The sequence below is a fragment of the Kocuria gwangalliensis genome, assembly GCF_039544365.1.
Taxonomy (GTDB): Bacteria; Actinomycetota; Actinomycetes; order Actinomycetales; family Micrococcaceae; genus Kocuria; species Kocuria gwangalliensis.
Genome location: NZ_BAABLN010000002.1, coordinates 36,901 through 62,695, shown reverse-complemented (window position 1 = coordinate 62,695; position 25,795 = coordinate 36,901). Strand labels below are relative to the sequence as shown.

At 64.7% G+C, this 25,795-nt stretch carries 23 protein-coding genes; 11 read left to right on the top strand and 12 right to left on the bottom strand.

Annotation, left to right across the window (positions count from 1 at the left end):
* Positions 1–81: 81 nt before the first annotated feature.
* Positions 82–1,476, bottom strand: coding sequence for a class II 3-deoxy-7-phosphoheptulonate synthase (locus ABEA06_RS01560; protein ID WP_345310340.1), 1,395 nt, complete (start codon positions 1,474–1,476; stop codon positions 82–84).
* A 9-nt stretch (positions 1,477–1,485) separates the two neighbouring features.
* A complete protein-coding gene (locus tag ABEA06_RS01555) occupies positions 1,486–2,340 on the bottom strand; it encodes a lysophospholipid acyltransferase family protein (RefSeq protein WP_303381782.1) in 855 nt (284 codons plus the stop codon).
* A 143-nt stretch (positions 2,341–2,483) separates the two neighbouring features.
* Here ABEA06_RS01555 and ABEA06_RS01550 point away from each other — a divergent pair, with 143 nt between their 5' ends.
* From ABEA06_RS01550 to ABEA06_RS01540, 3 genes are all read left to right on the top strand, one after another.
* A complete protein-coding gene (locus ABEA06_RS01550; RefSeq protein ID WP_303381783.1) occupies positions 2,484–3,290 on the top strand; it encodes an alpha/beta hydrolase in 807 nt (268 codons plus the stop codon).
* On the top strand, positions 3,287–3,709 hold the full coding sequence (locus ABEA06_RS01545) for a hypothetical protein (RefSeq protein WP_303381784.1): 423 nt from the start codon (positions 3,287–3,289) through the stop codon (positions 3,707–3,709). The genes ABEA06_RS01550 and ABEA06_RS01545 overlap by 4 nt, the downstream gene beginning before the upstream one ends.
* Before the next feature lie 102 nt (positions 3,710–3,811).
* On the top strand, positions 3,812–5,620 hold the full coding sequence (locus tag ABEA06_RS01540; RefSeq protein ID WP_345310339.1) for an AMP-dependent synthetase/ligase: 1,809 nt from the start codon (positions 3,812–3,814) through the stop codon (positions 5,618–5,620).
* Positions 5,621–5,753: 133 nt separating this feature from the next.
* Here the strand turns inward: ABEA06_RS01540 and ABEA06_RS01535 are convergent, their stop codons facing one another.
* The gene (locus ABEA06_RS01535; RefSeq protein WP_345310338.1) at positions 5,754–7,172 is read right to left on the bottom strand and encodes a mycothione reductase; all 1,419 of its coding nucleotides are present in this window, start codon (positions 7,170–7,172) and stop codon (positions 5,754–5,756) included.
* A 34-nt stretch (positions 7,173–7,206) separates the two neighbouring features.
* Positions 7,207–10,656: a pyruvate carboxylase gene (locus tag ABEA06_RS01530; RefSeq protein ID WP_345310337.1), complete on the bottom strand. Its 3,450-nt coding sequence runs from the start codon at positions 10,654–10,656 to the stop codon at positions 7,207–7,209.
* Between the two features lie 221 nt (positions 10,657–10,877).
* On the opposite strand from ABEA06_RS01530, the gene ABEA06_RS01525 reads away from it, so the two are divergent.
* Positions 10,878–11,669, top strand: coding sequence for a ParA family protein (locus ABEA06_RS01525; protein WP_345310336.1), 792 nt, complete (start codon positions 10,878–10,880; stop codon positions 11,667–11,669).
* 64 nt (positions 11,670–11,733) lie between these two features.
* On the opposite strand, the gene ABEA06_RS01520 is transcribed toward ABEA06_RS01525, so the two are convergent.
* The 6 genes from ABEA06_RS01520 to ABEA06_RS01495 all read right to left on the bottom strand — a co-directional run bounded on the left by ABEA06_RS01520 (position 11,734) and on the right by ABEA06_RS01495 (position 15,836).
* Positions 11,734–12,276, bottom strand: a complete 543-nt coding sequence (locus ABEA06_RS01520) for a MerR family transcriptional regulator (RefSeq protein WP_303381794.1) — start codon at positions 12,274–12,276, stop codon at positions 11,734–11,736.
* Between the two features lie 230 nt (positions 12,277–12,506).
* Positions 12,507–13,022, bottom strand: a complete 516-nt coding sequence (locus ABEA06_RS01515; protein WP_303381789.1) for a bifunctional nuclease family protein — start codon at positions 13,020–13,022, stop codon at positions 12,507–12,509.
* The gene (ftsR, locus tag ABEA06_RS01510) at positions 13,023–13,787 is read right to left on the bottom strand and encodes a transcriptional regulator FtsR (RefSeq protein WP_345310335.1); all 765 of its coding nucleotides are present in this window, start codon (positions 13,785–13,787) and stop codon (positions 13,023–13,025) included.
* A gap of 8 nt (positions 13,788–13,795) precedes the next feature.
* Positions 13,796–14,239, bottom strand: a complete 444-nt coding sequence (locus ABEA06_RS01505) for an FHA domain-containing protein (RefSeq protein WP_303381791.1) — start codon at positions 14,237–14,239, stop codon at positions 13,796–13,798.
* Between the two features lie 33 nt (positions 14,240–14,272).
* Positions 14,273–14,659: a glycine cleavage system protein GcvH gene (gene gcvH / locus ABEA06_RS01500; protein ID WP_345310334.1), complete on the bottom strand. Its 387-nt coding sequence runs from the start codon at positions 14,657–14,659 to the stop codon at positions 14,273–14,275.
* A gap of 136 nt (positions 14,660–14,795) precedes the next feature.
* Entirely contained in the window at positions 14,796–15,836 is a 1,041-nt protein-coding gene (locus ABEA06_RS01495; RefSeq protein WP_345310333.1) for a CobW family GTP-binding protein, read from the bottom strand.
* Positions 15,837–16,012: 176 nt separating this feature from the next.
* On the opposite strand from ABEA06_RS01495, the gene ABEA06_RS01490 reads away from it, so the two are divergent.
* Complete coding sequence (locus tag ABEA06_RS01490; protein ID WP_345310332.1) at positions 16,013–17,425, top strand: anion permease; 1,413 nt, start codon at positions 16,013–16,015, stop codon at positions 17,423–17,425.
* A 55-nt stretch (positions 17,426–17,480) separates the two neighbouring features.
* On the opposite strand, the gene ABEA06_RS01485 is transcribed toward ABEA06_RS01490, so the two are convergent.
* Together ABEA06_RS01485 and ABEA06_RS01480 are read right to left on the bottom strand one after the other, a co-directional pair.
* Complete coding sequence (locus ABEA06_RS01485; protein WP_345310331.1) at positions 17,481–18,566, bottom strand: FAD-dependent oxidoreductase; 1,086 nt, start codon at positions 18,564–18,566, stop codon at positions 17,481–17,483.
* Complete coding sequence (locus ABEA06_RS01480) at positions 18,563–19,594, bottom strand: LLM class flavin-dependent oxidoreductase (RefSeq protein WP_345310330.1); 1,032 nt, start codon at positions 19,592–19,594, stop codon at positions 18,563–18,565. Before ABEA06_RS01480 ends, ABEA06_RS01485 begins: the two co-directional genes overlap by 4 nt.
* A gap of 336 nt (positions 19,595–19,930) precedes the next feature.
* Between ABEA06_RS01480 and ABEA06_RS01475 the strand changes: the two genes are divergently transcribed.
* Genes ABEA06_RS01475 through ABEA06_RS01450 form a run of 6 tightly spaced genes read left to right on the top strand, consistent with a single transcriptional unit; the run spans position 19,931 to position 25,778 of the window.
* Complete coding sequence (locus ABEA06_RS01475) at positions 19,931–22,723, top strand: DUF4040 family protein (protein ID WP_345310329.1); 2,793 nt, start codon at positions 19,931–19,933, stop codon at positions 22,721–22,723.
* Complete coding sequence (locus tag ABEA06_RS01470) at positions 22,720–23,046, top strand: cation:proton antiporter subunit C (protein ID WP_016997851.1); 327 nt, start codon at positions 22,720–22,722, stop codon at positions 23,044–23,046. The genes ABEA06_RS01475 and ABEA06_RS01470 overlap by 4 nt, the downstream gene beginning before the upstream one ends.
* Positions 23,043–24,758: a proton-conducting transporter transmembrane domain-containing protein gene (locus ABEA06_RS01465; RefSeq protein ID WP_345310328.1), complete on the top strand. Its 1,716-nt coding sequence runs from the start codon at positions 23,043–23,045 to the stop codon at positions 24,756–24,758. The genes ABEA06_RS01470 and ABEA06_RS01465 overlap by 4 nt, the downstream gene beginning before the upstream one ends.
* The gene (locus tag ABEA06_RS01460) at positions 24,755–25,156 is read left to right on the top strand and encodes a Na+/H+ antiporter subunit E (protein WP_345310327.1); all 402 of its coding nucleotides are present in this window, start codon (positions 24,755–24,757) and stop codon (positions 25,154–25,156) included. Before ABEA06_RS01465 ends, ABEA06_RS01460 begins: the two co-directional genes overlap by 4 nt.
* Positions 25,153–25,410 (top strand): monovalent cation/H+ antiporter complex subunit F, encoded by a 258-nt coding sequence (locus ABEA06_RS01455; RefSeq protein WP_345310326.1) that lies wholly within the window; start codon positions 25,153–25,155, stop codon positions 25,408–25,410. Before ABEA06_RS01460 ends, ABEA06_RS01455 begins: the two co-directional genes overlap by 4 nt.
* Positions 25,410–25,778, top strand: a complete 369-nt coding sequence (locus ABEA06_RS01450) for a cation:proton antiporter (RefSeq protein ID WP_345310325.1) — start codon at positions 25,410–25,412, stop codon at positions 25,776–25,778. Before ABEA06_RS01455 ends, ABEA06_RS01450 begins: the two co-directional genes overlap by 1 nt.
* Positions 25,779–25,795 lie beyond the last annotated feature (17 nt).

Here is a 25,795-nt window from a genome sequence, read left to right as displayed (position 1 = left end):
ATCACCAACGCGCCGCGGCACCGGCGAATGACATCCTTGGCGGAAATCATCCGGCGGTGCCGCGATGGTGGTTGAACGGGCTCAGCGTTGCGCGGAGAGGTACTCCGCCACGAGGAACGCGATTTCCAGCGACTGCATGTGGTTCAGTCGCGGGTCGCACAATGTTTCGTAGCGCTCCGCGAAGGAGGACTCATTGACCGGGTCCGAACCACCCAGGCACTCGGCGACGTCGTCGCCGGTCATCTCCACGTGGATGCCACCCGGGAACGTACCCAGGGACTGGTGCACCTCGAAGAAGCCGCGGACCTCGTCCACCACGTCGTCGAAGTTGCGGGTCTTGTACCCGGACGGAAGGGACACGGTGTTGCCGTGCATGGGGTCGGTGACCCACACGGGCTTGGCGCCGGAACCCTCGACCGCCTGAATGATGGCCGGGAGTTTCTCGCGGATGTTCTTGGCGCCCATGCGGATGATGAACGTGAGTCGACCCGGTTCGCGCTTCGGGTCCAGGGCGTCGATCAAACGCAAGGCATCCTCACCCGTGGTGGACGGGCCGAGCTTCACACCAATGGGGTTGCGCAGCCGCGAGAGCAGGTCCACGTGGGCGCCGTCGAGCTCGCGGGTGCGCTCCCCGATCCACAGGAAATGCCCGGATGTGCCGTACGGCAGGTGCGTGCGGGAATCGATACGGGTCAACGCGCGCTCGTAGTCGAGCAACAACGCCTCGTGACCGGCGAAGAACTCGGTGGTCTTGAGCGCGTCGAAGTCGGCGCCGCAGGCCGCCATGAACTTGACCGCGTGATCGATTTCGCGGGCCATGGATTCGTAGCGGGCGTAGGCGGGGTTGGCCGCGAAGCCCATGTTCCAGGCGTGCACGCGGCGCAGGTCCGCGAAACCGCCGGTGGTGAAGGCACGAATGAGGTTCAGCGTGGAGGCGGAGGTGTGGTAGCCGCGCAGCATGCGGTTGGGGTCGTGAACGCGGGAGGACTCGTTGAAATCAAAACCGTTGACCATCTCACCGCGGAAGGACGGCAGGGTCTGATCACCGCGGGTCTCCAGGTTGGAGGAGCGGGGTTTGGAGAACTGACCCGCCATGCGGCCCATCTTCACCACGGGCAGTGAGGCGCCGTAGGTCAGGACCACGGCCATTTGCAGCAGGGTCTGAACGCGGCCGGAGATCTTGTCCGCGGTGGCACCGCCGAACGTCTCGGCGCAGTCGCCACCCTGCAGGAAAAATGCCTCGCCCGCGGCCACGGATGCCAGGCGCTCCCGCAGCAGGTCCACCTCACCGGCAAAGACCAGCGGCGGAACAGTGTTGAGCTCCTCAATGGCGGAGGCGAAATCCGGGTGCTCGGACCACTGCGGGTGCTGACCAATGGTCCGCTGACGCCACTCGTCCAGCCCGGGATAGTTGGCGGCACTGGGTGAGGGGGTAGTCCTGGAGCGTGCTTGTTCAGACTGGGTTACAGAGGTCATTGTCCCAGTCTAGGCGTTCCGGTCCGAGGGGTGGTCATCGTTACCATCATGTGAACGGCCGGGCAGTTTGGAACCCAGTTGCTCCGCCTGCTGGGACACGGTGGCGGACATCGAGCGGCCCTTTTCACGGGCGGATTCGGCGGCGTCCTTGACCTGGGTCTTGAACTGTTCACGTTTATGCTCCGCCAGTTCTTTCTTGTGGTTGGCGGCGTACACGTCCGCGGTCTCCTGGCCGGACAGTTCCTGGATGGCCACCATGATCTGGTCGGTGACTTCACGCATGAGGGCGTGATCCCCGTGCCGGCCCTTGAGGTGGGAGAAGTCCAGCGGCTTGCCGAAAATCGTGGTGACCTTGGCCTTCCGGGGGTCCGGGAACTTGGACCCCAGCGGCTGGATCTTGTCCGTACCGACCATCGCGATCGGCACCACGGGCGCGCCGGTTTCCAGCGCCAGACGAGCCACACCGATCTTGCCGCGGTACAGGCGACCGTCCGGCGAGCGCGTGCCCTCCGGATAAATTCCCAGCAGCTTCCCGTCCTGCAGGGCCTGACCGCCGGCGCTCAGGGCCTTGGCGCTGGCCTTGCCCCCATTGCGGTCCATGGGGATCTGGTTGATGGCGCGGAAGAAGGCCCCCACGACCTTGCCCTTGACCCCGGGGCCGGTGAAGTACTCGGACTTGGCCAGGAAATAGACCTGGCGGGGCACCGCCACCGGCATGAACACGGAATCCGAGATGGACAGGTGGTTACTCGCCAGGATGGCCGCACCCTGGGAGGGGACGTTCTCCAATCCGATCGCCTTGGGTCGGTAAACCGTGTTCACCACGGGGCCCACCACGTAGCGCTTGAGGAACATGTACACCATGACTCGGATCCTTCCGGAAAGCTTTTGTTGAACCACGTGACCGCGGCGTCGAACGGGTCTGGTACGCGCGGATCAGCAGTGCGCGTAGCGACTTCACCGCTGGATTCTCTCATGCCTTGTGCCCGGGCTGGCACAATGGCGCCATGAGCTTCGATCCCGCCACACACGGCCATCAGTTCTTCCCCGGTTCCGCGTCCGTGGGGGTGCTGGTGCTGCACGGGTTCACGTCCACGACCGCCTCGGTCATCGAGTGGGCGCGCGCCATCCACCACGCCGACGACGCCGCCGGCCACCACCCGTCCGTGTCCGTTCCGCTCCTGCCGGGTCACGGCACCTCGTGGGAGGACTTGGCCAAGGAGAACTGGCACGCGTGGCGCGACGCCGTGGACGAGGAGTACTGGCGGTTGCGTTCCCGGCACGACCACGTGGTGGTGTGTGGTTTGTCCATGGGTGGCGCCTTGGCGGTTCAGCTGGCCGCCCGGTACCGGGTGGCGGGACTGCTCCTGGTCAATCCCGCTCTGGCGTTGACCAACCGTGCCGCCGCGTACAGCCATATTGCCCGCCACGTAGTGACCTCGGTCCCCGGAATCGGCAGCGACATCAAGCGACCCTCCGAGGGTGAGGTCACCTATGACCGCACTCCGCTGGCCGCGGTGGCCCAGCTCAACCTCCTGATTCGACAGGCGATCAAGACGCTTCCCGCGGTGAGCGCTCCGGCCCTCGTCTTCCGCTCGGCGGAGGACCACGTGGTGGCGGGTGCGTCCGTGGACCTCATCCGCGAGCGCAGCGCGGGGCCGGTGGAAGTGATTGCCCTGCCCAACAGTTTTCACGTGGCCACCATGGACTACGACCAGGGCATCGTGGAAACGGCCTCCCGTCAGGCGGTACAGAACCTCATGCGCGGCCTTGGTCTGACGCACTCCGCCGGTGAGGTGGCGGCGTCGGCATGAGCGCACGCGACCCCGAGGACTCCCGGCCCGACGACGATTTCCGCCGCATCATTGACGGCAACGACTGGGACAACGTGCCCCGCGATGATGAGGGGGCCGAGCCCTGGGCCGATGAGATTCCGTGGGAACCCCGGGAGCAACCCGCCGCGGAGGTACCCCTCGAGCTCTTCGAGTCCGAGGAGGACGAGTCGTACAACCCCGATCCTGGAGAGATCACCCGCGGTGTGAGTGCCACGATGATCCGAGCCGTTACAGTGATTCTTGCGGTGCTCGTCATCATGGTGGGCCTGGCGGTGCTGCCCGGTTCGCTGCCCGCGGTGGTGTGGGCCGCCGGTGTCGCCGGCTTGATCGGTGGTCTGTACCTGGTGTTTCGCGCTCTTCCCGAGGATCCCCGGGATGACGACGGCGCCGTGGTCTGAACGAGTTTTTCCGAGCTGACGGTGGACACGTCCATACATGCCGCGGCATGATCCGCATCACACAGTAGGCTGGCTGAAAGTCCTTGCACAGAAGGGTGACCCATGAGACGCGTGAGCGTACCCCCCGCCGTTGACCCGCTTCCGCACAACAGCGTGGCCGAGATCCTGGCCCGCCAAGCACGCGAAAACCCGGACCTTGTCCTGTACACGATCCTGGCCGAAGGCAAGGAGCGCGATGTCACGGCGCGAGAGTTCCGCGACGAGGTCATTGCCGTGGCCCGTGGCTTGGCCGCTCGGGGCATTCAACCCGGCGACCGCGTGGGCATCCTGAGCCGCACCCGCTACGAGTGGTCGCTGGTGGACTTCGCCCTGTGGTGGGTCGGCGCCGTGCCCGTACCCGTGTACGACACGTCTTCCCCGGACCAGATCGCCTGGATCCTGTCCGATTCCAAGGCGCGGGCGATTTTCGTGGAAACCGATGAGTTGGCCGAACGCGTTGAGCTGGCCGCCGCCATCACCCCGTTCGATGCCGTGTCCCGCATGTGTGTTTTCGACACGGCGGATCAGAAGTCATCACTGGAGACCTTCATTGCCGAAGGTGCCGACCGGACGGATTTCGACAACCCACACGGCGGAATCTCCCTGGACGACACCGCCACCCTGATCTACACCTCGGGGACCACCGGCCCGCCCAAGGGCTGCGAACTGACTCACCGAAACTTTGTCGGATGCGCGGCCAACACCATTCCCGTGGCCTCGGAAGTCATTTATCCGGGTGCCCGCACGCTGTTGTTCCTGCCGCTGGCCCACGTGTTTGCACGGTTCGTGGAAGTCATCGCGCTGGACGCCGGCGTCACCCTGGCCCACACCCCGGACGTCTCCGGGCTCATGGAGGACCTGGGGCGGTTCAACCCCACATTCATCCTGGCCGTACCTCGCGTGTTCGAGAAGATCTTCGTGGGCGCGCGCCTGAAGGCCTCGGCGGCCTCCCCCGTGAAGAAGCTCATTTTCGCCCGGGCCGTCTCCGTGGCCGTCGAGTGGTCCAAGGCCTCGCAGGCGGGCAAGGTCTCCCCGCTGCTCGAGGCCCAGCATCGGCTCTACGACAAGCTCGTGTACTCCACGCTGCGCAACGCCATGGGAGGTGCGGTTCGCTACGCCGTGTCCGGCGGTGCCGCCCTGGGCTCGCGTCTGGGTCACTTCTTCAACGGGATAGGCGTCTACGTGGTGGAGGGTTACGGCCTCACCGAAACGACCGCACCCATCTCCGCGAATTTCCCCAGCATCAACCGTTTGGGCACCGTGGGCCACCCGATCCCGGGCCACGAGATCGCGATTGCCCAGGACGGGGAGATCCTGGTGCGTGGCAACAACGTGTTCCGCGCTTACCACGGCATGCCGGGCAAGACCGCGGAAAGCTTCCACGACGGCTGGTTTGCGACCGGCGATCTGGGCGTCCTCGATGACGAGGGACTGCTGACCGTGACCGGACGCAAGAAGGAAATCATTGTGACCGCCGCGGGTAAGAACGTGGTGCCCAACCTGCTGGAAGATCCAATCAGGGCCTCGGCCACCGTGGGGCAGATCATTGTGCTCGGTGACAACCGATCCTTCATCTCCGCGCTCATCACCCTGGATCCGGACACCCTGCCCAGGGTCCTGCCGACCCTGGGTCTGGACTCGTCACTGACACCGGCGCAGGCCGCCAAGGAGCCGGCGGTCATCGAGCACGTCCAGAAAATCGTGGACCACGCCAACGCCAAGGTCTCCCGCGCGGAAAGCATCCGCAAGTTCGAGATCCTGGACCACGATTTCACGATTGAGGACGGTTACCTGACGCCGTCCATGAAGCTCAAGCGCGCCAAGGTCATCGAGGATTACGCCCAGCAGATCGATGCTCTCTACACCAAGTAGGTGAGGGCGCACCCATCTCGGGATGTAGCCGGAGGCCCGGCCGATCAGTGACCGGCCGGGCCTCCCGCTGTGCGTTGGGGTCCTGAGTGTTGGTGCCCCATCTCGGCGCGGTGTTCAGTTCCGCGTGTGCATCTCAGTCCTGTTCGGGGAGATCCAGTCCGAGCAGCGCGTTCTCGATCACTTCGGCCAGTGCCGGGTGGATCCAGTACTGACCGCGAGCCATTTGCTGAGCGGTCTGCCCGAAGGACATGGCCTGGATCAGCGGCTGAATCAGGTTGGATGAATCCTTACCGATCAAGTGCGCGCCCAGCAGCAATCCGGTGCTCTTGTCCGCAATGAGCTTGCAGATCCCCACCGAATCCTCCATGGCCCAGCCGTAGGCGACATCACCGAATCTCTGTTCCTTCACGGTGATTTCCGTATTGTTCTCCCCGGCCCAGATGCGTGCCTGCTGTTCCGTCATGCCCACGGTCGCGATCTGTGGGTCCGTGAACACGGCCGAGGGCACGTAGCGGTGGTCAGTTGCGCGCAGCGATTCCGGGTGCACCACGTTGTGCGCGACCGTGCGGGCTTCCGCATTGGCCACGTGTTTGAGCTGGTACGGCGAGCACACGTCTCCCAGGGCCCATAGTCCCTCGACGGGCTGGCCATTGCTGAGCACCCGCTGGTAGTCGTCCACGGCCAGCAGACCGGAATCGGACACATCCAGGTGTGCCGCCTCGGGATTGAGGGTGTCCGCGTTGGGCACGCGCCCGGTGGCCATCAGGACCACGTCCGCCGTCCCCTCCCAGCTCTGCTGGGATTCGTCCGACGCCGCGGCGCTCACCGTGAGTTTCCCGTCCGCCGCTTGCTCGATCCCGGTGATCGAGCGGTTCACTTGCAGGTCCCATTGCAGGGCCGCTTCGCGCTTGAACCGCTCGGCGATGGTGTCATCGTGATGACGCAGCAGCCGCTCGGAACGGTTGAGCTGGGTGACCTTGGACCCCAGACCGTTGAACACGTGACAGAACTCGGCGGCTATGTAACCGCCACCCACCACAATGATTGATTCGGGCAGCTCGTCCAGGCGCATCACGGTGTCCGAGGTGTGCACCCCGGGAAGGTCGATGCCGGGAATCTCCGGAAGCTGAACGCGTGAGCCGTTGGCCAGTACGATATGTGGAGCGGTAATTCGCTCCCCCGACTCGGTCTCCAGAACCTTGGGCTCCACGAAGTGGACGTACTCCTGGATCACGCTCACGTTCTCCAGGGATTGGCGGTAGGTCAGACCCCCATTGGCTATGGCGTCAATTCTGGTGAAGATCCGATCCCGCATGGCCTGCCAGTCCACCGAGTCCACGCTCGCCCTGACCCCGAGGCGGGACGCGTCCTCGGCTTCGCGGGCCACCGTGGCCGGGTACACGTACATCTTGGTGGGGATGCACCCCACGTTGAGGCACGTTCCACCGAAAGTACCCGGTTCCACGATGGCCACGTTCAGGTCCTGATACTCCTCCGTGAGGATGGAGTTGCCGGAGCCGGAGCCCACAATGATGAGATCGAATTCGCGCATGGATCCCATCCTAGGGAGCTTGGCAAATCGGCGATCAATCGGTCTCGATCACCAACACCAGATCACCGCCGCTGACCTGCGCAACGTCCCGCAGGGCGATCCGCGAGACCGTCCCGCCGGTGGGCGTGGTGATGGAGGCCTCCATTTTCATGGCCTCGATCGTGGCCACGGCCTGACCGGGCTCCACGGTGTCGCCTTCGGCCACCGTGACCGTGACGGCACCGGCAAACGGCGCCGCCACGTGACCCGGGTTGGCGGAATCGGCCTTCTCCAGCTCCACGGAGTCCGTCTTCACGGAGTTGTCCCGGATCTCCAACAAACGCAGTTGTCCGTTCAGGGTGACCATCACGGTGCGCATGCCCTTGTCATCCGGTTCGGAAATGGCCTGCAGGGTCACCAGCAGTCGCACGCCCTTGCCCAGGGAGATCACGTGTTCGAAGTCCTGGCGCAGACCGTAGAGGAAGTCACGGGTGTGCAGCACGGACAGGTCACCGTACTTGGTCTGTGATGCCTCGAACTCCTTGGTGGGCCCGGCGAACAGCAAACGGTTCAGCGTGGCACGGCGCGTCTCGCCGGGCTGGTTGAGCCCCTCCTGATCCTCATTGCTGAGTTCCTTGTCCCCGAGGGTCACGTTGCGACCCTCGAGAGCCTTGGAACGGAACGGCTCGGGCCACCCCGCCGGCGGGGTACCGAGCTCACCGGCCAGGAAGTTGATCACGGAGTCCGGGATGTCGAACGTGTTGGGGTTCTCCTCGAACTCCGTCGGGTCCACATCCATACCGACCAGCTGCAGCGCGAGGTCACCCACCACCTTGGAGGACGGGGTCACCTTGACCAGGTGGCCGAGCATCTTGTCCGCGGCGAAGTACATGTCCTCGATGGCCTCGAACTTCTCGCCCAGGCCCAGCGCAATGGCTTGCTGGCGCAGGTTCGAGAGCTGCCCGCCCGGGATCTCATGACGGTACACGCGACCCGTGGGGCTGTTCAGCCCCGATTCGAAGGGCTTGTAGATCCCGCGCACCACTTCCCAGTAGGGTTCCAGATCGCTCACGGCATCCAGACCCAGGTTGGTGTCACGTTCGGTGTTCTCGAGCGCGGCGACCAGCGCGGACGCGGAGACCTGCGACGTGGTGCCCGCCATTGATGCGGACGCAACGTCCACGGCGTCCACGCCGGCTTCCGAGGCGGCCATGAGGGTGGCCAACTGGCCCCCCGCGGTGTCGTGGGTGTGCAGGTGCAGCGGGAGGTCGAAACGCTCGCGCAGCGCCGTGACCAATTTGCGGGCGGCTTCCGGACGCAACAGCCCGGCCATGTCCTTGATGGCCAGGACGTGGGCGCCGGCATCCACACACTTCTGAGCGAGATCCAGGTAGTACTCGAGGGTGTAGACCTCTTCCCGGGGATCCAGCAGGTTACCGGTGTAGCACAGGGCCACCTCGGCCACGGCGGTCCCGGTGGCGCGAACGGCCTCGATCGCCGGGCGCATCTGGTCCACATCGTTGAGGGCATCAAAAATACGGAAGATGTCCACGCCGGTTTCTGCGGCCTCTGCGACGAACGCGTTGGTCACCTCGGTGGGATACGGCGTGTAACCCACGGTGTTGCGACCGCGCAACAGCATCTGGATGGGGATGTTCGGCAGCGCCTCGCGCAGGCGGCGCAAGCGGTCCCAGGGGTCCTCGCCCAGGAAGCGCAGAGCGACGTCGTAGGTCGCACCGCCCCAGGCCTCGATCGACAGCAGGCCCGGCAGGGTGTGCGCGTAGGCCGGCGCCGCCGCGAGCAGATCACGGGTGCGCACCCGGGTGGCCAGCAGCGACTGGTGGGCGTCACGGAAGGTGGTGGACGTGACCGCCAGAGGTTCGTACGCGCGCAGTTCCCGGGCGAACCCTTCCGGGCCCTTCTCCTGGAGCACCTGGCGCCAGCCGGCCGGCGGCTCGTGGGTCGAGGGGCCGTCGAAGGGGCTGCGGTAGGGCTCGTCGGACTTGTCGCCCGGGTAATGGGGCAGCTTGGTACGGGGGTCGATACCGTCCACGCGGTCGCCGTTGGGCTTGTTGACCGTGACCTCGGCCAGGTAGGTCAGGGCGCGGGTCGCACGGTCCGCGGAGGTCTTGCCGCGCAGCAGCTCCGGGTGGTTCTCGATGAAGTCGGTGGCCACGTCTCCGGCAATGAAGTCCGGGTCGTCCAGGACGGCCTGCAGGAACTGGATATTGGTGGCGATACCGCGGATCCGGAACTCCGCCAGGGAACGGCGCGCTCGGTGAACCGCGGTCGTGTAGTCGCCTCCGCGGCACGTGAGCTTGACCAGCATCGAGTCGAAGTGCGGGGAGATCTCGGCTCCGGCGTAAAGCGTGCCACCGTCCAGGCGGACGCCCGCACCGCCGGCGGAGCGGTAGGCCGAGACCTTGCCGACATCCGGGCGGAAGTCGTTGGCGGGGTCCTCGGTGGTGATGCGGCACTGCAGAGCGGCGCCGCGCACGCGCAGGGTGTCCTGGCTGATCCCGAGATCTTCGAGGGTCTCACCGGCGGCAATGCGCAGCTGCGCCTGAACCAGATCGATGTCCGTGATTTCCTCGGTCACGGTGTGCTCCACCTGGATGCGCGGGTTCATTTCGATGAACACGTGCTCACCGGCGCGCTCGCCGGCGGTGTCCACCAGGAATTCCACGGTGCCGGCGTTGACGTACCCGAGTTCCTTGGCGAACTTGACGGCGTCGCGGTGCAGGGCCTGACGGATGTCATCGTCCAGGTTGGGCGCCGGGGCGATCTCGATGACCTTCTGGTGGCGGCGCTGCAGTGAGCAGTCACGCTCGAACAGGTGCACCACGTTGCCCTCGTTGTCCGCGAGAATTTGCACCTCGATGTGCCGTGGGCGCAGTACTGCCTGCTCGATGAACACGGTGGGGTCACCGAACGCGGTGTCCGCTTCCCGCATGGCGGCGTCGAGTGCACCGGGCAGGTCCTTGGAAGCCTCCACCCGGCGCATGCCGCGCCCGCCGCCGCCGGCCACGGCCTTCACGAACAGCGGGTAGCCGATCATCTCGGCCTCCTCGATCAGCTGGTCCTTGTCCGAGGAGGGTTCGGTTGACTGCAATGTGGGGATGCCCGCGCGCTTCGCGGCACGCAGGGCCGCTACCTTGTTGCCCGCCAGTTCCAGGATCTCTGCCTTGGGCCCGACAAACTTAATGCCCGCGGCATCGGCGGCGCGGGCAAGTTCGGGGTTCTCGGACAGGAAGCCGTAGCCGGGGTAAATGGCATCGGCGCCGGATTCTTTGGCGACACGAACAACCTCGTCCACGTCCAGGTACGCGCGCACCGGGTGACCTTCCTGGCCAATGGGGTACGCCTCGTCAGATTTCTGACGGTGGATGGAATTACGGTCTTCGTGCGGGAACACGGCCACGGTTTTCGCGCCGAGTTCGTACGCGGCACGAAATGCTCGGATAGCGATTTCGCCGCGGTTGGCCACCAGGATTTTGGAGAACATGTACTGCCGTTCCGCACCCCCGGACCAGTGGGCCTCGAAGGGCGCTGCGTTAGATAGCGAACTAGCTGTCTCAGCATACGTGAGACCTACATCATACGTGTGGACTGACCACACTGTGTACCGGATTCTGTTCTTTCGTGACGAAATCGCTATCAGTCCAGCCATTAGCATGGACAGGGTTGTGTCCCGGTGGCCGGGACACTGAACGGGGAGAGGACACAGTGCAGATCGTCAGCATCAGCAGCCTCAAGGGCGGCGTGGGTAAATCATCGGTAACTCTCGGTCTGGCCTCGGCCGCCTTGGCTGCGGGCATCCCCACTCTCGTGATCGATCTCGACCCCCACGCCGATGCCTCCACCGCTCTCGGCGTCCGCGCTCACGGCTCCCGCGACATCGGTTCCATTCTGCGCAAACCGAAGAAAGGCGCCGTGTCCAAGATCACAGTTGCCGCGTCGTGGACCGCGCACCCCATCACCCCCGAATCCTCCCCCCGGCCCGTCCTGGACGTGGCACCGGGTTCCGCGGTGTCCTCGCATTTGGACCGTTCCGGCTTCAAGGTCAAGGATCTCAAGCGTCTGGAAACAGTGCTTCAGGGGGTTGACACGTACGAGCTGGTACTCATTGACTGCCCGCCCAGCCTTACCGCACTGACCCGCATGGCGTGGGCGGCCTCCCACAAGGTGCTCTCCGTTGCCGAGCCCTCGCTCTTCTCCGTGGCCGGCACCAAGCGGACGATGACCGCGCTGGCCCAGTTCGAGGGTTCCAAACTCTGGGCCGTACCCGCCGCGGGTGTGATCGTGAACCGGGCTCGAAAAGACTTCTCAGAACACGCGCACCGCATCAATGAACTTCATGAGTTGTTCGGTGACCTCGTGGTGCACCCGATTCTCCCGGATGCTCCCGTCATGCAACAGGTTCAAGGTGCTGCTTGGCCCGTGCACAGATGGCCCGGGGAACAAGCCGCGGTTCTGGCCGAGCGCTTCAGCACCATCCTCGCCGGGCTCCTGAGGTAGTCACCGCCTCATGACGGAATCGGAGGCCGTTTCGCTGGGGACGGCGTCGAGTTAGCGGGACGCGTCAGCCGGCGTTTTTCTTGCGACGGCGCGCCCGACGGGCGGAGAGCTCGTCCTCGGGAAAATCCTCGGCGGCGTCGGCGGTGGCCACCGCCGTGTGCTCCGCGGGCATGGACGCCAACGCGCCCTCTATTTCGCGCCAGACCCGGCCCACGGCAATGCCGAAGACCCCCTGTCCCCCCTGGACCAGGTCGATGACCTCGTGGGGTGACGTGCATTCGTACACGCTGGCGCCGTCGGACATCAACGTGAGCTGCGTGAGATCCTCGATCCCACGCAGCCGCAGGGCGCCCACGGCGGAACGAATCTGCTGCAGCGAGACACCCGTGTCCAATAGTCGCTTCACGACCTTGAGAACCAGGATGTCGCGGAAGGAGTACAAGCGTTGCGAACCGGAGCCCTTGGCGCCGCGCACCGTGGGCTCGACCAGACTGGTGCGCGCCCAATAGTCGAGTTGACGGTAGGTGATGCCGGCAGCTTTGCAGGCCGTGGGTCCGCGGAACCCGACGGTCTCGTCGAAACTGACCAGATCCTCATCGAACAGCATCCCCTGTGTGCCGCCCGCGAGAGAAGACTGGAGCGGATCTGCTACATCCAGCGGAAGGTCTCCGTGGCTCACATATCCTCCTCGGGATCGGCTGGGGTGGTTCATGGCTGAGTTACCGGAAGACAGTTCTCGGTAATGATTAGACGGTAGACCTCGGGGTGCGGTGGGTCAAAGACATTTGTACGGGGTCCCAACGTGTCGCGACGTCAGCTCACCCGCCGAACTCCCTGTCAGGTCTGGAAATCGTCAGGGTCCACGTGATCCAGAAAGTCACGGAACTCACGCACCTGGACGTCGGCTTCCGCCTGGTCCGGGGCCGGCTGCTCGCGCAGCTCACCATCCGCGCTCAACACAAGACCGGAATCTTCCAGCACGGATTGGGCGCACACGATCCGGGATTTGGTTCGCACGGCCACCGCGAGCGCATCCGAGGCCCTGGCATCCACCACGATTCCGTGGTCGAACTCGATGGCGGCGTGGAACACGGTGTCCTCCACCGTGTGGATGACCACCCGAGAGATGTTGTGGCCCAGTGCGTCCACCACGGAGATCAGCAGGTCATGCGTGAGGGGGCGGGGCGGCTTAATGCCCTGCATGGCGAAGACGATCGAGGTCGCCTCGTTGGTGCCCACCCAGATCGGCAGATGTCGAGCGCCGTTGACTTCGCGCAGCACCACCACCGGCTGCCCGGTGGGTACGTCCATGCGGACTCCGGCCACTTCCATGGGTACGTCCGGGGAAGCCACCTAGCGCTCCTGTTCGAAGGGACGGAGAGTGTCTTTGAGTTGGGAGTTCAGCAGGGCTGTAGTCATGGTCAGACACAGAGACGCGATTTCCCGGGCCCGCTGTGGGGCTTTCTCGCGGGACACAGGGTCTCGGCGGCTGATGAGCGGGGCAATGGTTCCCTCCACGAGTCCGATCATGCGCTCCGAAGCACCGCGCAGAGCCCGTAGGTGACGCGGTTCGATACCGTAGGCGCTCAGCCGCTTGGCCGTGGCCGCGACCGTGAGCGCGTAGTCGTCGAAGTACCCCGCGCGTTCCACGAGCCAGCCGTTGTTCATCAGATCCCGCAGCAGGGTGGTCTCGGCACCGGTGCGGGCGGCCACCTCACGCAGGGTGTAACGCCGCCCGGATTGACGGACGGGATGGGCCATTGCCTGGTGCGGATCCTGCGGTTCTTGACCGGGCGCCGTCGACGTCGCTCGCTCACTCTCGCGCGGCTCTTGCGGTTCGGCCTCCGCTCCCGGGTCTTCCCCACGATCCAGACGGTCGCGAATGACCTTCAACGGAAGGTAACGCTCCTGTTGAAGGCGCAACACCGTGGCCAACCTGTCGATGTCTTCTTTCGAGTACTTGCGGTACCCCGAGGCTGTGCGATGCGGGCGCACCAGCCCCTGGTCCTCCAAGAAACGGATCTTGGAGGCGGACAGGCCGGGGAACTCGGGCTGCAGTTGTCGTAGAAGCACCCCGATACCCACCAGCGAGGTCTGCGAGTGTCCGGATTCAGGCATGAGTAGTGTCAGGAGTCCTTTTGAACGGAATGGTAAAAGGTGAACCGGAACTTACCGATCTGGACTTCGTCCCCATTTTCCAAGTGCTTGGAGTCCACGCGGTCACCGTTGACGTAGGTGCCGTTGAGCGAGGACTGGTCCACCAGCTCGTAGGAGTTCGACCGACGAAGGAAGCCCGCGTGCCTTCGGGACACCGTGACGTCGTCCAGGAAAATGGAGCACGCGGGGTGACGGCCGGCAATGACTTCGTCACGGTCCAGCAGGAAACGTGAACCCGTGAGTCCGCCGTTGGTTTCCAGAAGCAACGCGGAACCAGGGGGTAATGCGGCGACCGCATTTTGCTCACTCTCGGACATCTTGTGCCGAGCGGCGGTGGAGAGAACATCCGCGACAATCTGAATGGATGTGGTTTCCGGCCCCGAGTTGGGTACGGAGCTGTCCTGCTTTGACATAGGTATCTTTCTCCTGAGTGTGGAGTCTGCGGGTCAGTCCAGCTGATGCTGATACTGGTCAGCGTCCAAGAGGTCCTTGGTCGCCTCCGGAGAATCGGCGCGGATTGTGAAGAGCCAGCCGTCCTCGTAGGGGGAGGCGTTCACAGCGCCGGGGTTGTCCTCGAGCTCGGGGTTGACCTCAGTGATTTCACCGGAAATCGGAACGAAGAGGTCACTGACGGACTTGGTGGATTCGATCTCGCCCACAACGGAGCCGGCGGAAACTTGATCCCCCACCTGAGGCAGGTCCACGAAGACCACTTCACCCAGTTCGTCTTGGGCGTGATCCGTGATGCCCACCCGGTAGGTGTTGTCGTCCTGGAGGTCTTTGACCCATTCATGTTCTGAGGTATACGCCAGTTCCGCGGGAATGTTACTCATGTCGCTCAGTTTAGGGCACAGAGGGTGTAACTTGTCCGCGTGCCTCGCACCCACTTGCGACAACGGCCGGAGATGACGCCCGCCCGGACCGCTCACTTTCACATTTCAGTTGGTCATGGGCTGAGCCCTCGTCGTCTCACGTGCGAAATCTGGTGAGGCGACGCAACTGCGCCGCGGAGGCCGGCGGCGCCGTCGTCGGGAGGCAGACCGAGGCAAGCCGTGCGTGAAGATCCGCCCGATCCAGCTCCAGGCCGATGGCCACGAGCGACGACGCGAGGGGCTCCTCCTGACCTCGGGTCATCGCTTCCACCGTGACGTACCCCGCTACCGAATGGACCGCGAAGCGTTGCGGACCCGAGCTGGTCGAGACGTCGACGAGCGCTTTGACCCGATACACGGACTCCGGCGGATCCAGTGCGAACTCGGAAAGCGCCACGGGGTCAACCGCGCCGTCGTGTTCCACGGTTACCGACTGGTGGTGCACGTGGTGGTGGGGATGACCGTGTTCCGAGTGGGACTCCCCCGGTGTTTCCCCGGGGTTCCACAACGCCAACTGTCCGAAGTCGAACTCTTCGGATTCGCCGGCGTCCACGAATAACGCGGGGTCGAATACGCCGTGCGGAGCCTCAATGATCATGGCGTGGGGGTTGGCCCGGTGAATTCTCGCCTCCAGGGCTTTCCTGGACCCGGGGTCCGTCACCACATCCGTCTTGGTCAACAGGACGACGGCGGCCGCCCGCACGTGTTGCTCCAGATCCCACCCGGCGGCCTCCGCCTGCGGGACGTGAGCGGCGTCGACGACCTCGATCAGGCCCCCGAACCGAACCTGCGGCACCCGCGAGTCCATCACGAGGCGCAAGAGCGCGGGCGGTTCGGCCACGCCGGAGCCCTCAATGACGATGGCGTCCAGGCGCAGGTCGGGACGTGTGAGTTTCTTGAACGCTTGGTCCAGCTGTGCGGGATCGGAAATGCAGCACAGGCAGCCACCGGCCACCGACACGGGCTCGTCCACCTGACCCGCAACCAGGGCGGCGTCAACGTTCACGTCCCCGAAGTCGTTGATAATCACTCCGATCGGCGCCCCACTTGCGGCGAGGAACCTGTTGAGGACCGTGGTTTTTCCTGCGCCCAGGTATCCGGTGAGGATGAGAACGGGGATGCGCGCGGTGCGGGGCAACGGGGCGAGACCTCCTGGTGAGACGGTGGGGGTCGCCAGTGTAGCCCGTGGGACGACATGCATCATGATGTGGTCAGACCAAGCGTAGGATCAAGGTACCTGACCAATTCGATGCTTCGGAGCCCACCGTGGGAACAGCACAAGCCACCCGCCCAACAGGTCGTTCAACGGACACCGTGTCCCTGCTCTGGAAATTCGGCGTCATGCTGGTGGTCGGTGCGGTCATCTTCTTCATCCCCCCGCCCGAAGGGGTCGATCCACGCGGTATGCACATGCTCGGGATCTTCGTGGCCACCATCATCGGCCTGATCCTGCAGCCGCTGCCCACGCCGTCACTGACCCTCATAGGGCTGGCGGTGGCCATGGTGACCGGAACCATGAGCGTTCCGGAGGGTGAAGCGCTCGCCGGATTTGCGAACTCCACGGTGCTCCTCATTGTTGCGGCGTTCTTCATTGCAGACGGCTTTCTCCTCACCGGTCTGGGACGACGCGTGGCCCTCATCTTCGTGTCCAAGCTCGGCAGGTCCCCCCTGGGCATCGCCTACGGCATGGCCGCCACCGACCTGATCCTGGCTCCGGCTACTCCGTCCAATACCGCACGCGCCGGCGGCGTGGTGTACCCGATCATTCGCTCGATCGCCGAGGTCCAGAACTCGACACCGGAGACAGATGAATCACGGCGGAGGCTCGGCTCCTATCTGACATTCACCGCCTCGCACGTCAACGTGGTCACGTCCGCGATGTTCGTCACCGCCATGGCCGGTAACCCCGTGGCACAGCACGCGGCCGTGGAGATGGGCGTCGAGGTCACGTGGGGTAATTGGGCGTTGGCCGCCATCGTGCCCGGTCTCTTGAGCCTGGCGATCGTTCCGTGGGCCATGAGCAAAATCTACGGCCCCACGGTCAAGAAGACCCCCGAGGCTCCCGCAATGGCTCGGCGCGAACTGACCACCATGGGCAAGATCACCCGCGGTGAAATCACCATGATCTTCACGTTCGTGCTGCTTCTTGTCCTCTGGATCTTCGGCTCGAGCATCGGAATCGACGCCACCACCGCAGCGTTCGTGGGCATCGCCATCATGCTCGTCACCCGGGTCCTGACCTGGAAGGACATGGCCGCCAACGGCTCCGCGTGGAACACCTTGATCTTTTTCGCCGTGCTCGTGGGCATGGCCGGCCACCTCAACGATCTGGGCGTGATCGACTGGATCGGCTCCGTGGTCTCCGGAATGGTCGGCGGCATGCCGTGGGGTCTCGCATTCGGCATTCTCGCGCTCGTGTACTTCTACGTGCACTACCTGTTCGCGTCCAACACCGCACAGATCGTCGCCTTGTACGCCGTATTCCTCGCCGCAGCAGTCGCGGCCGGAACTCCCCCACTGTTTGCGGCCCTGGCATTCGGCTTCATCGGCAACCTGTTCGGCACCCTGATGCACTACTCGTCCGGCCCCGCCGGCGTCATTTACGGTTCCGGTTATGTCAAGGTCAACGAATGGGTGCGCGTCGCGTTCATCATGTCCATCATCTTGATTCTCATCTGGACCGTGGTGGGTGGCGCCTGGATGGCGCTGCTCGGTATGTGGAACTAAATCCGTCCACTGGTACACGGTTCGTGGCAGGGATGTCCCCTCCCGGAAATGTCCCTCAATGCACGAGTTCGCGGTGCCCCGCGGCCTTAAGGGTTCTGACGACGCCGCGCGCTGCCGTTCTGCCCGCGCGCGTGGCTCCCAGCGTGGAGGCCGATGAGCCGTAGCCGACCAGGAACACGCGAGGGTCCGCGTCCACCCGTACGCCTTCCGTGCGGATTCCGCCGCCGCGCTCACGTAACTGCAACGGCCCCAAATGGTCGATCGAGGCGCGGAAGCCGGTGGCCCACAGCACCGCATCCGCGTGCACTTCCTCGCCGGTTGCCAGCAGCACCCCGTCCGGAGTCAAAGAGGTCATCGGCCCGGCGGAGACCAGAATCCCCTGGTCGATCCCCCGCTGATACTGCGGGGTCAACGGCAGGCCGGTCACGGACACCACGCTCTCGGGCGGCAGCCCCGCACCGGTGCGTTCGCGCACGCGTCGTTCCACATCTCGGCCCCATTCCGAGTCGAAGGACCTCGGTTCGAACACGGGTTCGCGTCGCGTCACCCACGTGGTCGTCGCACCGGCCTGGTTGAGCTGCAACAGGAACTGCACGGCGGAGGTACCGCCACCGACCACCACCACGTGTTGACCGGCGAACTCGGACGCGGACCAGAAATCTCGCGTGTGCAACTGTCGCCCACGGAACTCGGAACGCCCCGGGTACCACGGCCAGAACGGCTTGTCCCACGTGCCGGTCGCGTTGATCAGGTACCGCGTGCGAAAGGTGCCGGCGTCGGTGTGAACGAGCAGAGCGGCGTCGTCGGCGTCGCTTTCGGACACCACGGAAATAACTCGCGCCGGGCGAATGACCGGTAGTGAAAACCGCGCCTCGTACTCCCCGTAATACCGGGTAACCACGGAGGACGCCGGCTCGGCGGGGTCCGGCGTGCCCAACGGGAGACCGGGCAGGTCGTGGATCCCGTGGGCGGTACCGAACGTGAGGGAGGGCCATCGGTGCCGCCAGGCGCCGCCGGGGCCGGGATTGGCATCAAGCACCACGAAGTCCTCGTGCGGGCGCAAGCCGGCCTTGACCAGGTGATAGGCGGCGGACAGACCCGCCTCCCCGGCACCAACGACCACCACATCCAAGGCACTCATTCGGACAGCATGTCCTTCACGAGCGGGGCAACCTTGGTGCCGTAAAGCTCGATGCTCGTCATGATCTTCTCGTGGGACAACGGACCCGTGCTGACCTTGAGGTCGAACCGGGACGCGCCCAGGGACTTGATGCCCGCGGCGATCTTGCGGGCCACGGTCTCCGAGGAGCCCACGGCCATGGAACCGTGCTTGACCTCGTTCTCGAAGGAATCGCGAGTGGGTGCCGGCCAACCCCGCTCGGCACCGATGCGCCGCGTGGAGATGACGTACGGCTTGAAGAATTCCGACATGGCCTGCTCATCGGTCTCCGCGACGTAACCGTAGGAGTGGAAGCCCACGGGGTTGGTCTCGGTGTGCCCGAACTCGGCGAGCGCGCGGCGGTACAGGTCGGCGAACGGGGCGAAACCATCCACCGGGCCACCGATGATCGCGAGCATGAGCGGGATGTCGTAGTGGGCCGCGCGCACCACGGACTGGGGGCTGCCACCCACGGCGATCCACGACTTCAACGGACCATGCTCCACCGGCGGGTAAAGAGTCACGTTGTCCAGGTTCTGGGTGTGCTTACCCGCCCAGCTGAGCGGCTGCTCCGTGCGCAGCTTGGCGAACAGGGCGAGCTTCTCCTCGAAGAGTTCCTCGTAGTCCTCCAGCGCGTAGCCGAACAGCGGGAAGGACTCGGTGAAGGAACCGCGACCCAGAATGACTTCTGCCCGGCCGTTGGAGAGCGCGTCCAATGTCGCGAAGCGCTCGTACACGCGCACGGGGTCATCGGAGCTGAGCACGGTCACGGCGGAGCCAAGTTGAATGTTCTCGGTCCGTGCGGCAATGGCTGTCAACACCATTTCGGGGGACGACACGGCGAAGTCATCGCGATGGTGCTCCCCCAGTCCGATGAAGTTCAACCCCACCTGGTCGGCGAGCACTCCCTCCTCCACCACGTTGCGCACCACCTGCGCGTGCGACAGCGGGTTCTCCTGGGCGTCCCAGGTCACGTCCCCGAACGTGTCAATTCCAAGTTCAATGGCCATGCCAGGGGAACAATGTGGACACGTCAAGTATTCCGGCCAGAGACTGACCCACCCCGTCGGTCTTACCCGTACGACTGTTACGATTGCCAAGATGTCTTCTCAGCACCCCTTCATCCCCGCGGCCTTCGAGCCGATCTTCTGGGTGCTCCCCATTTCCCTGGGGACTAATGGGCAAGTTTCATCGTGGGGCGCTAATCAGGCCGGCGCGCCGCCTTCTCACGCACTCACGTCACCACTGGCCTGAACTCGCCCGGCGCATTGCGAGGGCGACATTGACCTTCTGGCCCGCCCATGTTCTGATGCCCGGACCAAGGTGTTTTCTTGCTACTCACGTGTTTGTTTATTGCGCTCCTCACCTGCCTCGCTTCGCCCCTGATCACTAAGTTTCTGGGTCGCAATGCGGGCTGGGTTCTCGCGATCCCGCTGTTGGGCGCGGCTGCGCTGGCCACATCCGCATTCGCCGACGCCGCTCGCTCCGGTTCCCCGGTGGTCCAGCAATGGGTCCCGTGGATGCGCACGGTGGACGTCGGCTTGGGTCTCCGCATGGACGGCCTGGCCTTGGTATTCACGCTGCTGGTGCTGGTCATCGGCGCGCTGATCATGGTCTATTCGACCCGCTATCTGGAGCCCGGCGGCAAGCACGGCACGTTCTACTTACTCATGACGGGCTTCGCCGCGGCCATGCTGGCTCTGGTGCTCGCCGATGATCTGATCGTGCTCTACGTCGCGTGGGAAGCCACCACGCTCTGTTCCTTCTTCCTGATCGCCCGGTCCGGAGCGGGGGCCCGCGAACCAGCAATCCGCACCCTGCTGGTCACGGTGGCCGGTGGTCTGCTGCTGTTGGCCGCGGTGACCGTGATGATCATTGCGACGGGAACCACCCGGTTGAGCGAAATCCTGGTCGACCCCGTGTGGTCCTCCAACGGAGCACTGACCACCGCGGTGGCCGTGCTGACTGCCTTGGCCGCGTTCACCAAGTCCGCGCAGTTCCCGTTCCAGGCGTGGTTGCCGGACTCGATGGTTGCCATTACCCCGGTCTCCGCTTATCTGCACGCCGCGGCCATGGTGAAGGCCGGTATCTACCTGCTGTTGCGCTTCTCCCCCGTGTTCGCGGATGTCTCCGTGTGGAACGTCATGCTGGTGACCGCGGGCCTGATCACCGCGCTCTTCGGCGCAATCGCGGCCCTGCGCCGGTATGACCTCAAGGAACTGCTCGCCTACTCGACCATGAGTCAGCTGGGCCTGTTGGTCACGATGATCGGCATCGGTACCCCGGAGGCGCTGAAGGCCGCGGTCATCCACACGATTGCCCACGCCCTGTTCAAGTCCGCCTTGTTCATGTTCGTCGGGGTGATCGACCACAGCGCCCACACCCGGGACATGCGCGAGCTCGCTCACATGAAGCTGCGAATGCCCGTGACGGCCACGGCCATGGGGCTCGCCGCAGCCTCCATGGCTGGTGTTCCGTTGTTGCTCGGGTTCGTCAGCAAGGAAACAATGCTCAAGGCGTTCCTCGACGCACCGGGTCCCGCGTGGGTCCCATGGGTCGTGACCGCTGCCGCCGCCGTAGCCTCCATCTTCACGTTCGCCTACTCGGCACGACTCGTGCTGGGCGCGTTCGGTGGCCGTGCGGACAAGAACTCCGAGGAATCCGAGGACGTGGTCCGCGAAGCCTCCCCCGCGTTCTGGGGTGCCCCGGCATTGGGTGCGATTGCCGGGCTGGTCCTGGGCCTGACGCCGTTCCTGCTGGACAAACTCGTCACCGTGGGTGCAACGGCGTCCGCGGGAGAAGAAGTGGAAGCACACTTCGCCCTGTGGCACGGCTTGGTCCCCGAACTGTTCGTATCGCTGACCGTCATCGCCATCGGAACCGTTCTCGTGCTCGCCCGCCACCGGGTGCACCGCGCGATGGAACCCTACGACTTCCCAATCTCTGGGCTGGACGTCGTGGACACCGCGAGGGAACAGACGATCCGTTTCGGCGGCGTCGTCGGCGGTTGGACAGGAAGTATCGCCCCGCGCAGGCACCTGAGCATCCCCGCCGTGGCGTTGATCGCGATCGCGGCGATTGCCGTGCTCACCATCGAGGATTTGCCCGCCGTGGTGGGCGAACCCGGCGACCCGCTCGACTGGGTACTCGTGGTGCTCATCGCCTGCGGTGTGGTGGCCATGATGCAGGCTAAGACGCTGATTGCCGCGATTGTGGTGACCGGTGTGGTGGGCTTCGGCATGACCGTGTGGTTCTTGCAGCTGGGCGCCACCGACGTGGCCATCACCCAGCTGCTCGTGGAAATCCTGACCGTGTGCGTCATGGTGCTGCTGCTGCGCCGACTGCCCACCGCGTTCGAGAAGACTCCCCCGCGCAAACACGTGATCCCGTTGCTGATTGCCGGCGGTGCCGGCCTGGCCACCACCGTGGGCGTGTGGGGGCTGACCGGGAGGCGGGACATGTCCCCGGCCTCCGAGTACTACCTGACCGAGGGGTACAACGAGACCGGCGGAACCAACCTGGTCAACACCATCCTGGTGGACTTCCGCGCCCTGGATACGTTGGGCGAGCTCACGGTGCTGGGCGTTGCCGGCATCACAATTGCTGTGCTGCTGCGAGCGCGCAAGCCCAGCCCGGAACGTTCGGCGAACATTCAGGACCATTCCCCGCTGATTGACGCGCGGGACAACACCGTGTTCGTGCGCACCACGGCCAAACTGCTGGCTCCGATCGTCGTAGCAGGTTCCCTGATCCTGTTGCTGCGGGGTCACTACGAACCCGGCGGTGGCTTCATTGCCGCGCTGGTGGGTGGCGCGGGCTTTGCCCTGGCCTACCTGGCGGCTCCTTCTGACCGTTCGGCCCGCGTACAGATGCCGTACCTACTGCTTATCGGAGTGGGCGTGGCCGTGGGTGTGGGAACCGGGTTCCTGGGTTACCTGGACGGCTCGTTCCTGCGACCGTTGCACCCCGAGATCTTCGGGTACCAGACCACCACCGCGCTGGTCTTCGACGTGGGCGTGTATCTTGCCGTGATTGGCGTTATCCTCGCGTCCTTCAACCTACTGGGTCGCCCGCAAGCGAGCACTCCCGCAACCACGCCAACAACCCCGAAAAATTCGGACGAGGTGAACGCACGATGACCGTTGCCATTACCGCCGGCCTGCTCGTCTTCGGGGCCGTGTATTTGATGATGAAGCGCGAAATGCTGCGCGTGATCCTGGGGTTCATCCTGCTGGGTCACGCGGGCAATATCGTGCTCATGGCTGCTGGCGGAACCTCCCGCCGTGACCTGCCGTACGGCTCCCCCGAGGACCTCTCAACCATTGCCGATCCGCTGCCCCAGGCGTTCGTGCTGACCGCGATCGTGATCGCCTTCTCCATCACAATCGTCATGTTGGTACTCGCGGTGACGGGCAACGATGACGATGACACGGCCGCGACCGCCCAGGAGGTGCAAGAGTGAGCGCCGCCCTTCTCCCCCTGTTCGTCGCGGTTCCGCTGATGATGGCCGCATTGCTGGTCATCGTGGGCGACCGCCGGGTGATCCACGCCCTGGGTCTGCTGGGCACCATGATCACCGCGGTGGGTGCCGCCGTACTGCTGATCCTCGAGTTCCGTTCCGGTGGCGCCATCGCCCATGGCATCAGCTCGTGGCCGTTCGGCATTGCCATCCCGTTCGTCGCCGATATGTTCACCGCGCTCATGCTCGTCGTGACCGGATTGCTCACCATTGTGTGTTCCTGGTTCGCGATTGCGTCCGGGCGTGCGGCCAACGTGTACTTCGCCCCGCTCGTGCTCGTGCTCACCGCGGGTGTGAACGGCGCGCTCTTGACTGCCGATCTGTTCAACCTGTTCGTGTTCATCGAGGTCATGCTGCTGCCTTCCTATGGGTTGTTCGTCCTGGCGGCCCGCCACAAGGGCACGCTGCAGCAAGTGGCCGGCGCGCGTCTGTACGTGACGCTCAACTTGCTGACCTCCACCGTGTTCCTGATCGGCGTTGGCTTCATCTACGGCACCGCAGGCACCGTGAACATGGGTGAGCTGGCCGGTCTCGCGACAACCGATCCCACCGTGGCCATTTCCGGCGCGGTCTGCCTGTTCGCCCTGGGGATCAAGGCGTCCGTGGTTCCCGTGCACGGTTGGCTCGCCGCCGCCTACCCCGCGACCTCCCCCGCCATCACGGCGCTGTTCTCCGGCCTTCACACCAAAGTCGCGATTTACGGCATCTACCGCATCTACGCCGTGGTCTTCGACGGCGATTCCCGCTGGCTCTGGATCGGGGTGACGCTGTTCTGCCTGACCATGGTCATCGGCGTGTTGGGCGCAGTCGGCGAGAAAACCACGCGTTCCATCCTGGCGTTCCACATGATCAGCCAGATCGGGTACATCCTGCTGGGCGTCGCACTGTTCACGTTCGCCGGACTCACCGCGGGCATCTTCTACCTGCTCCACCACATGATTGTGAAGGCCTCGCTGTTCCTGTCCACCGGCGCGGTCGAGGTCCGTTACGGCACGGGTGAGATCGGCAAACTGTCCGGGATAGCCAAACGCGAGCCGGTCATTGCCGTCGCGTTCTTCATCGCTGCCCTCTCGCTCGCCGGGCTGCCGCCGTTCTCGGGCTTCGTCGCCAAGTTCACGCTAATCCTCGCGTCGGTCGAGGCGGGGCAGATTGCAGCGGTCGTGGTCATGCTCCTGGTCAGCCTGGTCACCTTGCTCTCGATGCTCAAAATCTGGAACGGCGTGTTCTGGGGCGGTTCCAAGTCCTCGGAGAAAACCTCTACATCCAACGCCGACGACGACGCTCCCGCGGCTTCCCCCGCCGACGGGGACCTTCCGGAGGCCTCGCCTTCCGGCACGGCTGCGGCATCGACCTCGGGCAGGAAGCAATCCGTGGCGGAGCCCGCATCGGTCGCCCAATCTTCGGGTGGGGTGGCCACCAAGGAGGCTCCCACGGCGTCGGCAACTCGGGCGGATCCGGAAACCAGGGCGTCGTCGGCGACGGCCGTGGCCGAGCGGCCGCGAATCGGCATGGCGCTGGCCGGGCCCGCCGTGTTCACCGCGGCGACCACGCTGGGGCTGGGCCTGGGCGCTGAGTTACTGCTGGGACTGTCCGCAACCGCGGCCGAAGGATTACTTGACACCACGGCATACGTACAGGCGGTGATGGGTTCATGAGTTGGTTGACGTGGCCATTCAGATGCATCGGATTCTTCCTGTGGTTCGCCAAGGAAATGGTGACCTCGAGCGCTGCGGTGCTGAAGGACAACCTCACGCCCGGGCAGGACTCCACACCGGGTATCACTGCGTTCGACAGTCAGTGCCGCAATGATTACGAGATCACGCTGCTCGCTGCTCTCATCACCTTGACCCCGGGCACGCTCACGCTGGGGCTGAACTCGGATTCGAGGGTGTCGCAGGCAGATGTGTCCGGATCATCTCCTGCCAAGACCGGACCGCTGACGATCTACGTGCACAGCCTGTACTCGGGCAGCGCGGACGCCACTCGTGAGGAACTGCGTGACATGGAAACCCGGATGCTGCGTGGGATTCGCAGGGAAGGAGCGCCCTCATGATCGGGGTGGATCTAGGAATTCTGATCATCGGTGTAGCGTGCCTGGGATCGGCCTACCGCATTCTCCGGGGCCCGACCCAAGCCGACCGAGCCGTTGCCGGTGACCTGTTGCTGTTCGGCTTCGTGGGACTCATCGCGTTGTTCGGCGTACGAATGGCCAATGAGTACACGTTCGACATCGTTCTGATCGCCGCGCTCGTGGGCTTCCTGAGCGCGCTGTCCCTGGCCCGGGCACTGACAAGGGGGAAGCGCTGATGGATCTGCTGACAATCATTGGAAACATCACCATCGTGATCGGCGCACTCGTGTTCGCGACCGCGGCACTCGGTGTGCTGCGGTTCCCGGACGCGTACATGCGCGTCTCGGCGGTGGGTACGGCGGGAGGTGTGGGCATCGTGCTGATCGTGGCCGGTGCGCTGGCGCTGCAACCGTCGATCCCGAACGTGGTGAAGGTGGTCCTGATCGTGGTCGTGCACCTGGCGTCTTCCGCGGTGGGCACCATGGCGATCGCCCGCGCCACGTACATCACCCGCACTCCCCTGGAGCACTTCGAGTTCGACGAACTGGCGGAGGCAACACCGAAGACGGATGCGGAAGAGGATAAATTTTCGGAACACAATTGATGTTGTACGAACGTGCC